This window comes from Thiomicrolovo immobilis (assembly GCF_039645955.1).
GTDB classification, from domain to species: Bacteria; Campylobacterota; Campylobacteria; order Campylobacterales; family Sulfurimonadaceae; genus Thiomicrolovo; species Thiomicrolovo diazotrophicus.
This window is the reverse complement of the sequence record NZ_CP147916.1, coordinates 88,223-103,109: the sequence shown is the minus strand read 5'-3', so window position 1 is coordinate 103,109 and position 14,887 is coordinate 88,223. Positions and strand designations below refer to the sequence as shown.

The following is a 14,887-nucleotide window of genomic DNA, read 5'->3' as shown; positions in this document are numbered from 1 at the left end:
ATGCTTACAGTTAAGGAGAAAAATTATCCTTTAGTTTCAACTCATCTCGAAGCCCCCAACGGGCTACATTGCGCTAAAATGCCCTTATGATTTCCCAGGACTCCATCGACGGGCTCAAATCCCGGATCGACATCGTCGACGTCATCGGTAACTATGTCGAACTGAAGAAAGCCGGCGCCAACTACAAGGGGCTCTGTCCCTTTCACGACGAAAAGAGTCCGAGCTTCTCCGTGAGCCCTTCCAAACAGTTCTACCACTGTTTCGGCTGCCAGGCGAGCGGGGACGCCATCAAGTTCGTTATGGAGTACGAAAAGCTTACCTACCCCGAAGCGATCGAGAAGCTCGCCGGCCAGTACAACTACAGTCTCGCCTATACCCAGGGCGAGCCGCGCCAGCAGCGCTCCCAGCTGATGGAGAAGCTCAACGACTGGTACCGCAGCCTGCTGGACAAGACGCCCACGGCGATGCAGTACCTGCACGATCGCGGCATCTATGAGTCGAGCATCGAGTACTTCGGCATCGGATACGCCCCCGCTTCGCACCTGACCCTGGGCTTTATCAAGCAGAACCAGTTCTCCATGGCCGAAGCGGTCGAGCTGGGGGTCGCAGGCGAAAGCGAGGGACGCGAATACGCCCGCTTCATCGAGCGGATCACCTTTCCCATTCACGCCCCCAACGGTGCCATCGTCGGCTTCGGCGGCCGTACCATCACCGGCCACCAGGCCAAGTACGTCAACTCCCCGCAGACGAAACTCTTCAACAAATCCCGCCTGCTCTACGCCTACAACCACGCCAGGGAGAGCATCCACAAGCGCAAAGAGATGATCGTCACCGAAGGGTACCTCGACGTCATCATGCTGCACCAGGCCGGCTTCACCCAGGCCGTGGCGACCCTGGGGACGGCGCTCACCAGCGAGCACCTGCCGCTGCTTCGCAAGGGCGAACCGCGCGTAATCATGGCCTACGACGGGGACGCGGCGGGGCGCAACGCCGCGCTCAAGGCCTCAAAACTGCTCAGCGCCGCGGGCTTCGACGGCGGCGTCGTTCTTTTCGAAGGGGGGCGCGACCCGGCGGACATGGTCAAGGAGGGGCGCGTCGAGGAGCTCGGCGCGATGTTCCGGCAACCCCGCCCCTTCATCGATTTCGTCCTGGAGACGACGCTGGGGCAGTACGACCTGGCCAACCCGCGCGCGAAGGAGCAGGCCCTCGCGGAGACGACCGCCTACCTCAAGACCCTCTCCCCGCTGATGCAGGAGGAGTACAAACGCCACCTCGCCGCGCGCATGGGCATCTCGCCCGGGCTGGTGCGCGTCGGAAGCCAGCCGGTACGCACGGCCGCGCCCACCGTCGCCGTCGCAGCACCCTCATCCCACCGCGACCTGTGGGAGCTCTCCCTCATCAAAACGGTCCTGGAGCGTCCCGGCGTCGTCGATGCGCTGCTCGATTTCATCGCGCCGCAGATGCTGCGTTTTCACGCCCGGGAGTTCGCCACGGCCCTTCAGGGCGACAGCAATCAGCCGGAGCTTATTCACATCGTCATGGACGAAGCCGTCCCCGTTTTCCCCGACGACGAGACCCTCAAAAGCGAACTGCTGATCTTTCTGCGCAAATATTACGAGCATCGCCGGCAGGCCGTCATGCGCGACCCCTCCATTCCCAGCGATAAAAAATACTTCTTAAACCGTCAGATTCTTGGTAAAATTGCGAAACTCAAAAAAGGTGAACTGGTGGGAATAGACGCCTAGGCGCGCTCCCGCTCCTGTGCCTTACCAAGGAATTAACAATGTCAAAACGCAAAGCCATCGCGCTTTTCTCCGGCGGGCTCGACTCTACGCTTGCCATGAAGCTCATCATCGACCAGGGGATCGACGTCATCGCCTGTAACATCAATACCGGTTTCGGGGCCGCCAAAGACCGCCGTGCCCATATGCAGAACATGTGTGACCAGGTCGGCGCGGAACTGCGCATCATCGACATCCAGAGCGAGTACCTCCAAACGGTCCTTTTCGACCCCAAGCACGGCTACGGCAAGCACTTCAACCCCTGCATCGACTGCCATGCGAAGATGTTCGAAGTCGCCAAACGCATCATGGAAGCCGAAGGCGCGAGCTTCCTCATCAGCGGCGAGGTCCTCGGCCAGCGCCCGATGAGCCAGAACAAAGACGCGCTCATCAAGGTCCTCAACGAAGCCAACGTCGACGGCCTTCTCCTGCGCCCCATGAGCGCCAAACGCCTGGCGCCGACGATCGCCGAAGAGGAGGGGTGGGTCGACCGCGACAAACTCGAAGGGATCCTCGGCCGCAGCCGCGAACGCCAGATGGAGCTCGCCGAACAGTTCGGCCTCGAAGATTACGAGAGCCCGGGCGGCGGCTGCCTGCTGACCGATGCGAACTTCGCCATCAAGATCCGCGACTACATCAAGTTCGACGAACAGTTCGACGTCCCGGACATTCCGGTGCTCAAATGGGGCCGCCACTTCCGCCTGCCCGAGGGCGCCAAGATGGTCATCGGCCGCGATCAGGAGGAGAACGTCAAACTGCAGCAGATCGACAATGCGAAATTCATCCACATCGAAACCGTCGGCATCCCAGGGCCACACGTCCTGCTGAGTAAAAACGCCAGCGAGAGCGACCGCGCTTTTGCCGCCCGCAGCATCCTCACCTACTGCAAAACCTCGCCGGACGAGAGCTATACGCTCGACGTGAACGGCGAAACCGTCACGACGACCCCCCTCGCCGCCCGTGCCGAGGCGGCGAAGTATTCGATCCTCTAATCAGGGGGTCGTTTCAAACTTCCTTAAGTCAGCGGCAAGTATAATTTTGCCTCTTAAAAATCTCCCGGGCCCTTAGCTCAGCTGGGAGAGCGCTTCGCTGGCAGCGAAGAGGTCACCGGTTCGATCCCGGTAGGGTCCACCATTTTCCTACAATACGTTTTTCTGACAACTAAATTATTTTTCTAAAACACGTTTACCCGTTGACAACCGCAAAGGCTACTGCACCTTTGTCACGGTGATAACGGACTCCCCTTTTTCCGTGTAGGCGGTCGTGTAGATCAACGCGCTCTCGTCGACGCTCGTATCCCCTTTTTTCTGCAACCCCAGAAGCGACAGTCCCATCAGGTAGCTTCCGACCATCAGCTGGCCCGATATCCCTTCGCTTTTGCTTGTTTTCTGCGCCTCTTCCATAATAGTTTCCAGGTCCTCTTTGAGGGTCACCGTCGTCGTCAGGACGGCGCTGCACTCGCGCCGGTTCCCTTCCAGTCCGCCGTCGACAACTTTGGTAAGTTCGTAACGCCGCTCGATGAAACCCTTCAGGACGCCGTCGTCATGCTTCAAATACGCGACGACTTCCTCTGCGTCGCAGTCGGGGGCCTTTTTGCTGCACGCCCCCAGGCCAATCGCCGCCGCCACTGCCAGCCCAACCGCCGTTACCTCTTTAATCATACATTCTCTCCTTCTGTTTCATACCGTCGTCTCACCGGACCGGACGGACCATCACATAATCGTCCATGACGAACCCGCCGCCGATCCCCTGGACCAGGGGGCCGGCATTCGTAAACCCCTCATGCTCGTAGAACGCGACGGAGGGGTTGTGGCGGTTGACGGTGAGCAGCAGCCGTTTGAAGCCGCCCGCCTTCGCTTCCGCCGCGCAGTGCTCCAGCATCAGGCGCCCGCCGCCCTTTCCCCGCTGCGTTTGAAGCACATAGAGTTTGCTCACCTTGAGCACATCGTCTTCGGGGACGGTGGCGCAGTACCCCACTGCCGTCTCGCCGTCATAGAGCAGCGTGTAGTGATACCCGTTTTGCATCTGCGCATTGATGGCATCGGCGGACTGAAAGGAGCGCAGCATATACTCGACCTGCTCCGCCCCGATGATCGGCGTGTAAAACTCCCGCCAGATCGTCTCGGCCAGGGAGGCGCAGAGGGCCGCCTGCTCCGGCGTGGTCACAGGAACGATATGCATCAATTCAGGGCTTTTCGATGGTAACGGAAACAACACCGCCCAGCGGCACGTTGCCGCGCTTGACGAGATCGACGCGGTAGTAGGAGACGTAGGTTTCATCCGTACTCGTCGCCGCTTTTTCAATCTTCCAGCCGCTGCTGCCCTCTACCGTCACCTTCGCCCCGTCCAGGATCGCGCGGTCCGCCGCGTCGATGTAGAGCACCAGCCGTCCGCCGCCGTGGTCCTCGACCTTCATCAGCTTCGTGCCCGGGGCGACGTATTCGCCCTGGCGCACATAGAGGGTCTTGAGGTACTGCCCGTGGAGCGCGATGCGCTTTTTGGCGATCGTATCTTCCAGCTGGGCGATGACGCTTTGCAGGTCTTCCGCCTGCATCTTCAGCGCGAGCAGCTCCGTCTTGTACTGGTCCTTCGTAAAGCGGTTCTGGCTCGCCAGATCTTTGATGCTGTCGTACTGCGACTGCTTGACGGCGATCTGCTCCTGCAGCAGCTTCAGTTTCCGGCGGTCGTTTGCCAGCTGGATATCGTCGAGCGCATGGTCGATCTCGATCACGACCTTGTTGAGGGTTTTGAGCTCTTCGCGCTGATCGAGCTTGACGATACGCCCCGAAACCTCCGTACTCACCGTGTGCGCGTCATAGGGCTCCACTTTCGCCTTGTAACTTCCCGCCACCAACGGCAGTGCCGCCAGCAGTATCATTAAAAAACCATTTCTCATCATTTTCTCCTCTCAAATAGTAGCATGTCTCTGCCCCGATGGCGGTGATGCCGGGGTGGGGCCGATGCCGTTGATGACGGCGTAGAGCGTCGGCACGTACAGCAGGTTCAGCACCGTGCCCCACAGTAGACCGAAACCGATGGAGACGGCAATCGGCTGCAGGATCACGGCCTGCCCGGTCGCATAAAAAATCAGCGTAAAGAGGCCGAGGAAGGTCGTGATGGAGGTGATCAGGATCGGCCGCAGACGCATCTTCGCCCGCTCGTAGAACGCGCGCGTATCGTGGGTGCCGTGCAGGAAGTCGAGCATGATGATCCCGTCGTTGATGACGACTCCGGCCAGTCCCAGCAGCCCGATGACCCCCGGCATAGTCAGGTTCATCCCCATCAGCTTGTGGCCCACCAGCGCCCCGAGGATGGAGAGGGGAATCACCGACATGACAATAAGCGCGTACTTGATCTTCGGGAAGATGAACAGCAGGGTGATCAGCATCAAAAAGAGAGCGACGGCAACGGCACGCTTCATATCCGATGCCAGCTGGTCGTTGCGCTCCTGCTCCCCGAACAGTTCCGCCTTCACCCCCGTTTCACGTACCGCATCCAGTACCGGAGCGATCTGCTTCAGGACCTGCGACGGGGTCGTGACCCGCTTGTTGACCTTCGCGAAGACCGTCTTCACTACCGTGCCATCGCGTTTTTCAATCTGGTTGAAGTCCCGGCGGCTCTCAAAAGCGACAATATCGCCGAGATTGACGTAAGTACCGTCGGCCAGGGGGTACTGGAACCGTTCCAGCGTACTCAGACGGTCCTTCTCCAGGGCACGGGTCTTGATCTCCATGACCCCGCTCTCGTTGAAAGTCATCGCCCTGCGGTTGTCGAGGAAATAGGCCGAAAGGGTACGGGCCACTTCCGCTTCGCTCAGCCCCAGCCGCTCGCCGTAGTCGTTGACACGCAGCCGGATCTCCCGCATCCCCGGTTCGAGGTTGTTGCTGACGGAGACGACCCCTTTGACCTTCTCCAGCGCCGACTGCACCTGCTCCATCGCCGCGATCGTTTTCGCTTCGTCCGCCCCGGAGAAGTTGACCTGGACATCGATGCGCACGACCCCGGCCCGCTGTTCCCGAACGCCCAGCTCCTCGAAGGCATACTGCTGCCGCAGCGGCGCGACCAACGCCTCGAGATCGTCGACGAGTTCATAGGTGTGTTTCGTCCGCCGCTTCTCCGGGTCGTCGTAATCGAAGGAGAAGTTCAGCAGCGGCGCGAGGTAACGGTCGAAAACGTTATTGGGCGCCATGTCGTAGAGCTCCATCGTGACGAGGAAGACGTGTTCCCCGGTTTCCGCATCCCCGGCCATGGAGACCCGTGAACCCGTCACCGTCGACACCGACTTGGCGAAGAAACGCTCCCTCTCCGCCAAGATGCGCCGTTCGACGTCCTGCGCAATGGCCGCGGTCTCCTCGATCGGGGTATTGATGTCGAGTTTACCCGTGACATACAGGAACGAGCCGTCAAACTCCGGGAAGAACTGGAACTGCATGCTCTTGACCGTCAGGAACGTCAGCAGGGGTACCGTGACCAGGAAGAGTGCAAGGACGCTCTTTTTATAGCGGATCAGCCCGTGCAGGATCGTTTCATAGCCGTTCTGGATACGCGTCCAGTCGACCATGTTCTTCTGCTTCTTTAGCACCTCCTCCGCATGCAGCGGCAAAAAGAGGAAGCTCTCGATCAGCGAGCCCATCAGGATCATAATGACCATGATGGGAATGAGGATGATGAACTTGGAGATCTCCCCGCTGAGCATAAAGAGCGGCAAAAAGGCGACAACAGTCGTCACCGTCGCCAGGGTCACCGGCAGAATCATCTCCCGCAGCCCCGCCATCACGGCGGCATGGCGCTCCATCCCCTCGTTGAGGTGGCGCTGGATGTTCTCGGAGACGACGATGGCGTCGTCGACGACGATCCCGATGACGATGAGCGCACCGAGCAGGGAGACGATGTTGATGGAGTAACCCAGGACATAGATGAAGACGATGCCGATCGCAAAGGAGAAGGGGATTCCCAGCGCGACGATGGAGGCGATGCGAACATTGATCAGCAGCGCCATGGAGAGGAAAACGAGTATCAACCCGAACATCAGGTTGGAGAGCACCGTCTCCAGGCGGCTCTGCACCGGCTTGGAAGTGTCGTGGTAGAAGTCGAAATGGATCTGCGGATAGTCGCTCTGCATCGTCTTCGCAAAATGCACAAGCTCCCGGGAGAGGGCGATGGCGTTGCCGTAGTCCCCCTTGGAGAGATTGAGCGTGATGTTAGGGCGGCCGTTGAAGGTCGAGATCGTCGTATCCTGGGGGTGTTCGATCACGATGTGGGCGATCACCCCCAGACGGACGTATTTGCCCCCGACGCCGAGCATCGTCGTCTCCCACGCCGCGACGTCAGACTTGCCGTGGACGGTGGAGAGGAAGACGAAGTCCCCTTTCTGTTCGATGTTCCCGATGGGATAGATGTACGAAAGGTTGGCAATGGCGGACGTCACGGCGCTGCGGCTGAGCCCAAGGGCTTCGATCGCCTGCGAGTCGAGGCGGACGGAGACCTCCTCGTCCGAATCCCCGTACATCACCACTTCGCTGATGTTCGGGTAGCGGGCGAAACGGGTCTTGATCTCCTTGGCCGCCTCGACCAGCTCCCCGTGCGTCAGCGTATCGCTGGAGAGCGAGAGGGAGACGAGGGGGCGGTTGTGCACCGCCAGCGTCGCTACCGGTTCGACCATGTCCGACGGGAGGTACTGCCGGCTTTTGGCGATGGCGTCTTTGGCCTTGTTGAGCGCGTCGTTTTCATTCGCCCCCTCCTGCAGCGTCAGGACGATCGCGAAGCTGCCGGGTTTGATGACGGTTTCGATCTTCTCGATGCCGTCGATACTCCCCAGCGCATCCTCGATATCGCGCACGGCCATCTTGTCGAGGTTATCCGCGCTGCTCCCCGCATATCCGCCGCTGATTGTCACCCGGTCCAGGGTTACCAGCGGGAAGAGCTCCTTGGGGATGGAGACGTAGGCGTTGACGCCCATAAAAAGCACGAAGAGCAACAGCACGTAGTTGAGCCGTTTGTTGCGAATAAAATACTCGATGATTTTCAGCATACGCGATTATATCGCCGCCGTTTGCCGCTGGTCAAGCATTTTCGGTTATAATTTTCGAAAATTAACTTTATTGCGTAAGGAGTCCCTTATGAAAGTCGCCGTTCCCGTCAAAGACGATACCCTGCAGTTTTTCGGCAATGCCGGACATACACCCTTTTTTGCCGTCTACACCGTCAAAGGCGCCGGCATGTTCCGCGCCTTCGAACTCGAAGGGCTTCGGGCCAATCCCCGCACCGACCTCGACCATGAGCATGCGGACGAAGATCACCAGTGCGACCACGACCATGATGACGAAGAACACGTCAAAGAGCACTTCAAAATGGGTGCCGCGATCGAAGACTGCGATTTCATCGTCGTCAGCCGCGCCTGCAAGAACACGGCGGCGGCCATGGCCGAATACGGCGTGCATATCCGCAAATACGCCGGCGATCCCGCCAAGGCCGAAGCCGTCTTGCGCAGCGTCTCTGCCCAGCTCGCCTGAGGAAGGTTACAGGCACACCGCCTGATGCCGGATCTCTCCGGCTTTCAAACGCCCGCCGTACTCTGCGCTGGCATAGAAACCTGAAAAAAGATTAATTTTTTTAATCCAATGGAAAAAGCAGGGGCAACATTGCGTCCAAAGCGCTATGATGCCTATAGCTGTATCCGGTTTTTTTCACGAACCCTCCTGTTTTTGAAACTCCTTTTTACTCCCGGATACAGTGTTTTTCCTTCTTTGTCGCACCCTCCGGGTGCACCTTCGGCTAGGCTTTTATTTCACAGTGCGATTTCGGCGTCTCCCAGAATTCGACGGAGTTCACCCTGATGCCCAACGGCGCCATCTTCTTCTGAACGATTTCAAGCATCCACGCCGTCAGCTGTTCGCTGGTGGGAACGAAGTCGACAATGACCATCCCCTCGTATTTTTCGCGTATTGCCCCGATCTCGCCGTCGACAACTTCCAGCCGCGGCGTCCAATACCCTTCGTCGTGGCGGAAAAAGCGGGTGTCGTCCATTTTGCCGTCTGCGCAGTAGTGCGACATCATGTCGGGAAAGAGCGGGTCGTTGCGGTCGATGATGAACTTGTGGTCCAGCGTCGCGTCAAGCCACTGCTTGAACCAATTGAGATGTTTGAAGTCGGTCACCATCCCGTTTTGCAGCGTCTCCGCGGCAAGGAAAATTTTGATCCGCCCCTGGTGACCGTGCAGATGACGGCACATCAGGCAGTCGTCGAGGCTGTACTCCGTCTCCAGGCTCTGCGACCAGACACGGTGGCCGTAACAGAAGTCGAACTGTTTATCGATGATCCACGTCATACCGTCCGCCTCACTGGAACTTCAGCGGGATCAGGCTGCGGTCTTTTTCGAACGTGCCCGTCACGTAGGTCGTGGAAGTAGAGGCGTTGATGTCGCACGCCCCCCGAAAGGCCGTACAGCCGTGTTTGAGGTTGAAAAGCCCGACATAGACGGAGTCCGTCTCGAAAACCTGCATGATCTTCTTGCCGATGTAGCGCGTCAGATCCTCCTGCAGCCAGCCGCGGCGCGCGCACCAGTTGACGAAGCGGTTGATCTTGCTGATACCGCCGAGTTTCTCGCGCGGGATGTAGCCGACGACGACCACGGAGCCCGTGTCCGCCTGGTCCTGCCCGAAACGGATGAAGTGGTGGCTGCAGACGGCGTCGAGCTGCGTCGTGACAAAGACGGGCTCGTGCGTCTTCGCGTTGTTGGGGAAGGTCGCCATGCGCGGCTCGGGGTTCCAGCGGCCGCTCATCAGCTCCCGCTCGTCTTCGGGCACGGCCCCGGTGTACATCTTCGCGATGCGCCCCGCCGTTCCGATGTTGCCACAGGCGCTGTCTTCCATAACGTTGGGGTCTTCGCGGTCGATTTTGAGCGCGTCGAGCATCTGCCCCATGTAAAACATCGCGTAGAGGCGCATAACATAGTGCCCCTCTTCCGAAAGCTTCTGACCGGTTTCATGGATATTTTCGTTGACGCGGAACGCCTTTACGGCTCGGTACTCCTCCACGGCGCGCGCGAGTGCTGTTTCATCCTCGTGGCCGAAGTGGCAGAAAAACCGTTCACGGACAAACGCGTCGAGCTCCTCTTGTGTCGGGACCATCGCTTCTCCTCTGGAATAATGGGGGCATTGTAGTCGCTAAACGCCAACATGTCTAGCGCTTTTGAAACGCTGGTTTCATTTTAAGTTTTGCTTTATATGATTGTAACATGCCATTCAAGATTACCCGCTTTGAGACCATCCCCCTGGAAGCCCCTGCCTTCGTCCGCCCCGTCCGCATCCTCTATACGCAAAACGGCCGCGACCTGAGCTGGGAAGCCGTCAAGAGCCACGACAGCGTCGCCGTACTGCTCTACCATACGGAGAAAAAGGCCTTCCTCCTCGTCAAACAGTTTCGCGCCCCGGTGCACATGAACCACCCTGAACACTTGTTCACATACGAGCTCTGCGCCGGCATCGTCGACAAAAAGGCCCCCCTGCTTCAGATCGCCAAGGAGGAGATCGACGAGGAGTGCGGCTACGACGTCCCGCTGGAAAAGATCGGGAAGATCACCTCCTTCTTCACCAATGTCGGCATCTCCGGCGGCCAGCAGCACCTCTACTTTGCCGCAATCGACGAGTCGATGCGCGTCCACGACGGCGGCGGCATCCATACGGAGGAGATCGTGCTGGAGTGGGTCCCGCTCACGGAGGCTAACGCCTTTGTTTTTGATGAAAAGAGGGCGAAAACCCCGGGGCTGATGTTCGCGTTTTACTGGTTTTTCGCGAAGTAGACGCTACCGCAGGACGCCGAAGCGCGCGAGCGTCTCGGTGAGCTCCTTCGTTTCCGCAGGCCCGATATGCCGGTAGACGACTTGACCCTTTCCGTCGAGGATCACCTGGGTCGGCATCATGCGGACATCATACTGCGCCGCCACGTGGCGTTCGCGCCGGATGTCGATAAAATAGATGGCGCTGCGCGGATGCTGCTTTTTGATCGTGTACAGCGTGCGGGCCATCGCTTCACAGCTGCGGCACGACGTCGATCCCAGTTCAAGCAGCACGGGCTGGCCCCGGCCGATCTTCGGAGCGGCAAGGTTATACGGCGTCACATGCAACATAGATACCTGCGACGTTTTTTCCTGGCCGCAGCCGCCCAGCAGCAGCGCGAAACCGATCACGAACATTCGAAACATATCACTCCCTAAAAGACAAGATAGGCCTGGTAGGCCAGGTAAACCGCGATGGTGGTGAGCAGCAGGATGAAGAGGGTGTTCACCCCGTTCGCGATCCTCGCCAGCAGCGGACTTGACGCCATGCGCTGGGCAAATCCGAGGGAGAGCCCCGCGACCAGCAGCAGCATGCCGTGCCCCAGCGCGAAGAGCAGCACCAGGGCGTACGAGTAGGCCCAGCCGCTCTGTTCCGCCACGGTAATGATGGCCGCCAGCGGCGCCGAAGCGCACGGTGTGCTGACCAGGCCGAAAATCATGCCGATGAGCAGCGCCCCCGCCAGCTTGAACTTCAGCAGCCGGCCGGCGATAAGCGCCTTGTCGATCTGCCCCAGCCACCCCATGGCGTAGGCCGCGACCAGGAAGGTCGCTGCGGCGGCAAGTGCGTAGGCCCAGAAGGGAGCAACGCTCAGCAGCGCCCCGGCTTTGGCCACCGTCAGCATCAGCAGGGAGAAACTGATGACGAGGCCGGTGACAAAGAGCAGGGAGTAAAAAAACGTAAAGCGCTGTTTCTGTCCCGGGGTCATCTCCACCGAGAGCCCGAGGACACTGCCGATGAGCAGCGGCAGCGTAATGATGGAACAGGGCGCCAGCGAGGTCAGCACGCCGATGCCGAAGGAGGCGGCTAGCGCGATTATGCCGTAGTGGCCGACCCATTCGGCCAGGCTCTGTTCAAGCATCATCCGGCGGGATCAGAAATCGTCGTCGTCGCTGAAGAAGGCGTCCTCTTCCGCCTTCTCTTTCGCCGCCTGCAGCGCATCGAGCTCCGCCTGGCTCATCATCAGCATTTTCATCTTTTTGACGAAGATCGTCCGGTCGGGCAGCTTGGCGAAATAGGCGTAGGTGCCGTACCCCATGACCAGCACAGTGGCCGCGAGAATGAGCTTCTGCACCGGCGAGAAGGTCTGGATGGGCTCTTTGAAGCTGATTTCGCAAACGCCGCCCGGACAGTACTTCGGATCTTTGCGCTTGATCCATGAGAAGATCTTGCACCCCAGGCAGATGGAGAAGGCCGCTTCAAAAAAGAGCAGCGCCATACAGATCAGACAGACCAGCACCTTGAGCGGGTTAGGCTGGAAGTCGATGACGAGGTAGTAGAACATCGGCCATGCCAGCAGAAAGCCCAGGATCCAGGCGAAACGCTTCTGGGCGGCCCCGACGTACTCGGGCTTCTGGTTCTGGACGAAAAAACGCCCCAGCATCAGGCTGGGCGCATAGCGCGGCTGGATGATACGCAGCGTAAAATCGACGGCAAAGAAGGTCACGAAGTATTTGGAAAAGACCGCCGTGCCCAGCATCACCCCGTTCGTCAGTCCCAGGAAGGCGCCGACAAACAGGATCGCCGCCGCCGCGCGCGCCTCCCTTTCATTGAGCACGCCCACCTCATAGCCGGGCACCTTTTCACCATAGGCAAAGAAGCTTTTAATATCCACGCTGTTTCTCCTTGTAAAACAGAGGCATCATGTCCGGACGCCTTTTAATGAGGGAAACTATAGCACATTCAGATAAATAAATCAATATATCTTGATATTTGTAAATTGATTGGCTACAATGCTGCTATCCAAACGGCGAAAGGAGCCATCATGAAACGTCTCCACATCCATATCTCCGTCGACGATCTCGACAAAAGCCGGGCGTTCTATACCGCCCTGTTCGGCACGGAACCGACGAAGGAAAAAGCGGATTACCTGCAGTGGCTCATCGACGACCCCGCCATCAACTTTGCCATCTCCACGGGTAAAAGCAAGCGCGGCCTCAACCACCTGGGACTGCAGTTCGACAGTGACGAAGCCGTCGCCGAGACCGAGGCCCGTCTCATCGCCGCGGGCATTGCGGGCGAGAAACAGAGCGGCGCGCAGTGCTGCTACGCCGCGTCGAACAAGTACTGGGTCCAGGACCCCCAGGAGGTCATCTGGGAGAACTACCATACGATGGAGCAGATCGAGGTCTTCGGCGGCGACGCCTTTACCGGCGGGGTGGGCTGCTGCCAGCCGACCTTCTCCGAGAACGGCAAATGGTCGACGGGCGGGGGCTGCTGAGCATGGATGTCTTTTTGAAGAGCGTCGCGGCCCTCAACGACGAGACCCGGGTGCTGATCCTGCGCTTCCTCGACGAGCACGGGCCGCTCTGCGTCTGCGACCTGCAATCCTCCCTGGAGATGATCCAGTCGCGACTCTCCCGCCACCTCAAGATCCTCAAAGAGGCGGGGTTCCTGAAGGTCGAGCGCAAAGGGACCTGGGCCTACTACGCCATCAGGAGCCCCCTGGACCGTTTCCGCAGCGAAGCGCTGGAGGAGATCCGGCACCTCGGCATCGACCTGCCGAAACTGCAAAAACTCTCCGAAACCGATCAAGGTTGCGGACTTAAGCGATAAGATCGCTGTGAGCCTACTGCTGATGAAGCAAAGCGGAATTCCGCAGCTTGCGAGGACAGCGTAAACTCAGCGTTAGCGTAGCAAAAGGAACTCATTTCCTTTTGCGTATTGAATAATGAAAACCGATCAAGGGTGTAAACTATGAGCAAAAAGAAAGTATTGATCCTCTGTACCGGCAACAGCTGCCGCTCTATTATGGCCGAAGCGCTGATCAACGCCAAGCTCGGCGACTGCGTCGAGGCGTTCAGCTCCGGCGTCAAGGCCAGCGGAAAAGTGAACCCCAACGCGCAGGCCCTGCTCGAATCCAAGGGGTACTGGAAAGAGGAGTACCACTCCAAGGTGATCGAAACGGTCCTGAATAACGCCTTCGACCTCGTCGTCACCGTCTGCGACCACGCCAAGGAGAGCTGCCCGATGTTCCCCAAAGCGGTCAAGACGATCCACGTCGGCTTTGAAGACCCTTCGGGCAAAGCCGAAGAGGAGTACGCCAAGACCCTCGACCTGATCGAGCAGGAGCTGCTGCCCGTCATCAAAGCGGAGCTCTGCTAGATGTGGCATGATCTCAGCCGCGCCTTCGTCTACGAAACGCTCCACCTCCAGGGGCGGTTCGCCGATGCGCTGCACTTCTTCCTCTACGATACGGTCAAGATCTGGTTCCTGCTGATCACCATCATCTTCGCCGTGTCGTTCCTGCGCACCTGGATGAACACGGAGATGGTGCGGGCCTACCTCGCCGGGAAAAAAGAGTTCACCGGCAATATCCTGGCCGCGCTCTTCGGGATCATCACCCCCTTCTGCACCTGTTCGGCCATTCCCCTTTTCCTGGGGTTTCTGCAAGCGCGCATCCCCATCGGCGTCACCTTCAGCTTTCTCATCTCCGCCCCGCTGAACAACGAGATCGCCATTGCCATGCTCTTCGGGCTCTTCGGCTGGAAGATCACGGCGCTGTACATCGGCTTCGGGCTGGCCGTGGCGATCGTCGGCGGCTGGCTGATCGGCCGGACAAACGCGGAACGGTACGTGCTGCTGGACGTGCCGGTGATGCAGGGCGACCTCCATGTAGCGGCGACCTCCCTGAACCTCAAGCAGCGCACCGGCGACGCCTGGAAAGCGACCCTGGAGATCTTTAGAAAAATCTACCTCTGGGTCATGGCCGGCGTCGGCGTCGGTGCCTGGTTCCACGGCTTCGTCCCCGCAGAGTTCATCGCCGACTACGCCGGCGGCGACGCCTGGTACGCGGTTCCCGTCGCGGCAGTGATGGGCATCCCGATGTATGCCTCGGCCGCCGGCGTCATGCCGCTGGTGGAGGTCCTGACAGAGAAAGGGATGCTGCTGGGCACCGCGCTGTCGTTTATGATGGCCGTCACGGCGCTGAGCCTGCCCGAAGCGATCATCCTCAAACAGATCCTGCACACCAGGCTCATTGCCACCTTCTTCGCCATCATCGGCGTCGGGATCATCGGCGTCGGCTATCTGTTCAACATCATCTTGTAAGGAG

Annotated in this window: 17 protein-coding genes and 1 tRNA gene; 9 read left to right on the top strand and 9 right to left on the bottom strand. The window is 59.2% G+C overall.

All coding sequences use genetic code 11. The features are described from left to right. Nucleotides 1-86 precede the first annotated feature (86 nt). From dnaG to WCX72_RS00515, 3 genes are all read left to right on the top strand, one after another. Nucleotides 87-1,745: a DNA primase gene (dnaG, locus tag WCX72_RS00525; protein ID WP_345970278.1), complete on the top strand. Its 1,659-nt coding sequence runs from the start codon at nt 87-89 to the stop codon at nt 1,743-1,745. A 38-nt stretch (nt 1,746-1,783) separates the two neighbouring features. Next, nucleotides 1,784-2,773, top strand: coding sequence for an argininosuccinate synthase domain-containing protein (locus tag WCX72_RS00520; protein WP_345970277.1), 990 nt, complete (start codon nt 1,784-1,786; stop codon nt 2,771-2,773). Between the two features lie 66 nt (nt 2,774-2,839). Next, nucleotides 2,840-2,915: transfer RNA gene (locus tag WCX72_RS00515), tRNA-Ala, on the top strand. A gap of 74 nt (nt 2,916-2,989) precedes the next feature. On the opposite strand, the gene WCX72_RS00510 is transcribed toward WCX72_RS00515, so the two are convergent. The 4 genes from WCX72_RS00510 to WCX72_RS00495 are packed head-to-tail and all read right to left on the bottom strand — an operon-like array spanning nt 2,990 to nt 7,812. Continuing rightward, nucleotides 2,990-3,442, bottom strand: a complete 453-nt coding sequence (locus tag WCX72_RS00510; RefSeq protein ID WP_345970276.1) for a hypothetical protein — start codon at nt 3,440-3,442, stop codon at nt 2,990-2,992. A gap of 31 nt (nt 3,443-3,473) precedes the next feature. Next, entirely contained in the window at nt 3,474-3,962 is a 489-nt protein-coding gene (locus tag WCX72_RS00505) for a GNAT family N-acetyltransferase (protein WP_345971571.1), read from the bottom strand. Between the two features lie 4 nt (nt 3,963-3,966). Next, the gene (locus WCX72_RS00500) at nt 3,967-4,659 is read right to left on the bottom strand and encodes an HlyD family efflux transporter periplasmic adaptor subunit (protein WP_345970275.1); all 693 of its coding nucleotides are present in this window, start codon (nt 4,657-4,659) and stop codon (nt 3,967-3,969) included. 30 nt (nt 4,660-4,689) lie between these two features. Beyond that, entirely contained in the window at nt 4,690-7,812 is a 3,123-nt protein-coding gene (locus tag WCX72_RS00495; protein ID WP_345970274.1) for an efflux RND transporter permease subunit, read from the bottom strand. Between the two features lie 88 nt (nt 7,813-7,900). Between WCX72_RS00495 and WCX72_RS00490 the strand changes: the two genes are divergently transcribed. Beyond that, entirely contained in the window at nt 7,901-8,293 is a 393-nt protein-coding gene (locus tag WCX72_RS00490; RefSeq protein WP_345970273.1) for a hypothetical protein, read from the top strand. Between the two features lie 262 nt (nt 8,294-8,555). Here the strand turns inward: WCX72_RS00490 and WCX72_RS00485 are convergent, their stop codons facing one another. Continuing rightward, nucleotides 8,556-9,107 carry a 6-carboxytetrahydropterin synthase gene (locus WCX72_RS00485; RefSeq protein ID WP_345970272.1) on the bottom strand — a complete coding sequence of 184 codons (552 nt, stop codon included), beginning with the start codon at nt 9,105-9,107 and terminating at the stop codon, nt 8,556-8,558. Nucleotides 9,108-9,117: 10 nt separating this feature from the next. Beyond that, nucleotides 9,118-9,909: a GTP cyclohydrolase I gene (locus tag WCX72_RS00480; RefSeq protein WP_345970271.1), complete on the bottom strand. Its 792-nt coding sequence runs from the start codon at nt 9,907-9,909 to the stop codon at nt 9,118-9,120. A 107-nt stretch (nt 9,910-10,016) separates the two neighbouring features. On the opposite strand from WCX72_RS00480, the gene WCX72_RS00475 reads away from it, so the two are divergent. Beyond that, entirely contained in the window at nt 10,017-10,580 is a 564-nt protein-coding gene (locus WCX72_RS00475) for an NUDIX hydrolase (protein WP_345970270.1), read from the top strand. A gap of 3 nt (nt 10,581-10,583) precedes the next feature. Here WCX72_RS00475 and WCX72_RS00470 read toward each other — a convergent pair whose 3' ends face one another. The 3 genes from WCX72_RS00470 to WCX72_RS00460 are packed head-to-tail and all read right to left on the bottom strand — an operon-like array spanning nt 10,584 to nt 12,448. After that, on the bottom strand, nt 10,584-10,982 hold the full coding sequence (locus WCX72_RS00470; RefSeq protein WP_345970269.1) for a thioredoxin family protein: 399 nt from the start codon (nt 10,980-10,982) through the stop codon (nt 10,584-10,586). Between the two features lie 8 nt (nt 10,983-10,990). Continuing rightward, entirely contained in the window at nt 10,991-11,698 is a 708-nt protein-coding gene (locus tag WCX72_RS00465; protein ID WP_345970268.1) for a cytochrome c biogenesis protein CcdA, read from the bottom strand. A 9-nt stretch (nt 11,699-11,707) separates the two neighbouring features. After that, complete coding sequence (locus tag WCX72_RS00460; protein ID WP_345970267.1) at nt 11,708-12,448, bottom strand: DUF4395 domain-containing protein; 741 nt, start codon at nt 12,446-12,448, stop codon at nt 11,708-11,710. Between the two features lie 150 nt (nt 12,449-12,598). Here WCX72_RS00460 and WCX72_RS00455 point away from each other — a divergent pair, with 150 nt between their 5' ends. The 4 genes from WCX72_RS00455 (at nt 12,599) to WCX72_RS00440 (ending at nt 14,883) form a co-directional block, all read left to right on the top strand. After that, nucleotides 12,599-13,054, top strand: a complete 456-nt coding sequence (locus WCX72_RS00455; protein ID WP_345970266.1) for an ArsI/CadI family heavy metal resistance metalloenzyme — start codon at nt 12,599-12,601, stop codon at nt 13,052-13,054. A 2-nt stretch (nt 13,055-13,056) separates the two neighbouring features. Continuing rightward, nucleotides 13,057-13,389 (top strand): metalloregulator ArsR/SmtB family transcription factor, encoded by a 333-nt coding sequence (locus WCX72_RS00450; protein ID WP_345971569.1) that lies wholly within the window; start codon nt 13,057-13,059, stop codon nt 13,387-13,389. Between the two features lie 141 nt (nt 13,390-13,530). Next, the gene (locus tag WCX72_RS00445; protein ID WP_345970265.1) at nt 13,531-13,938 is read left to right on the top strand and encodes an arsenate reductase ArsC; all 408 of its coding nucleotides are present in this window, start codon (nt 13,531-13,533) and stop codon (nt 13,936-13,938) included. Continuing rightward, the gene (locus WCX72_RS00440; protein ID WP_345970264.1) at nt 13,939-14,883 is read left to right on the top strand and encodes a permease; all 945 of its coding nucleotides are present in this window, start codon (nt 13,939-13,941) and stop codon (nt 14,881-14,883) included. Nucleotides 14,884-14,887 lie beyond the last annotated feature (4 nt).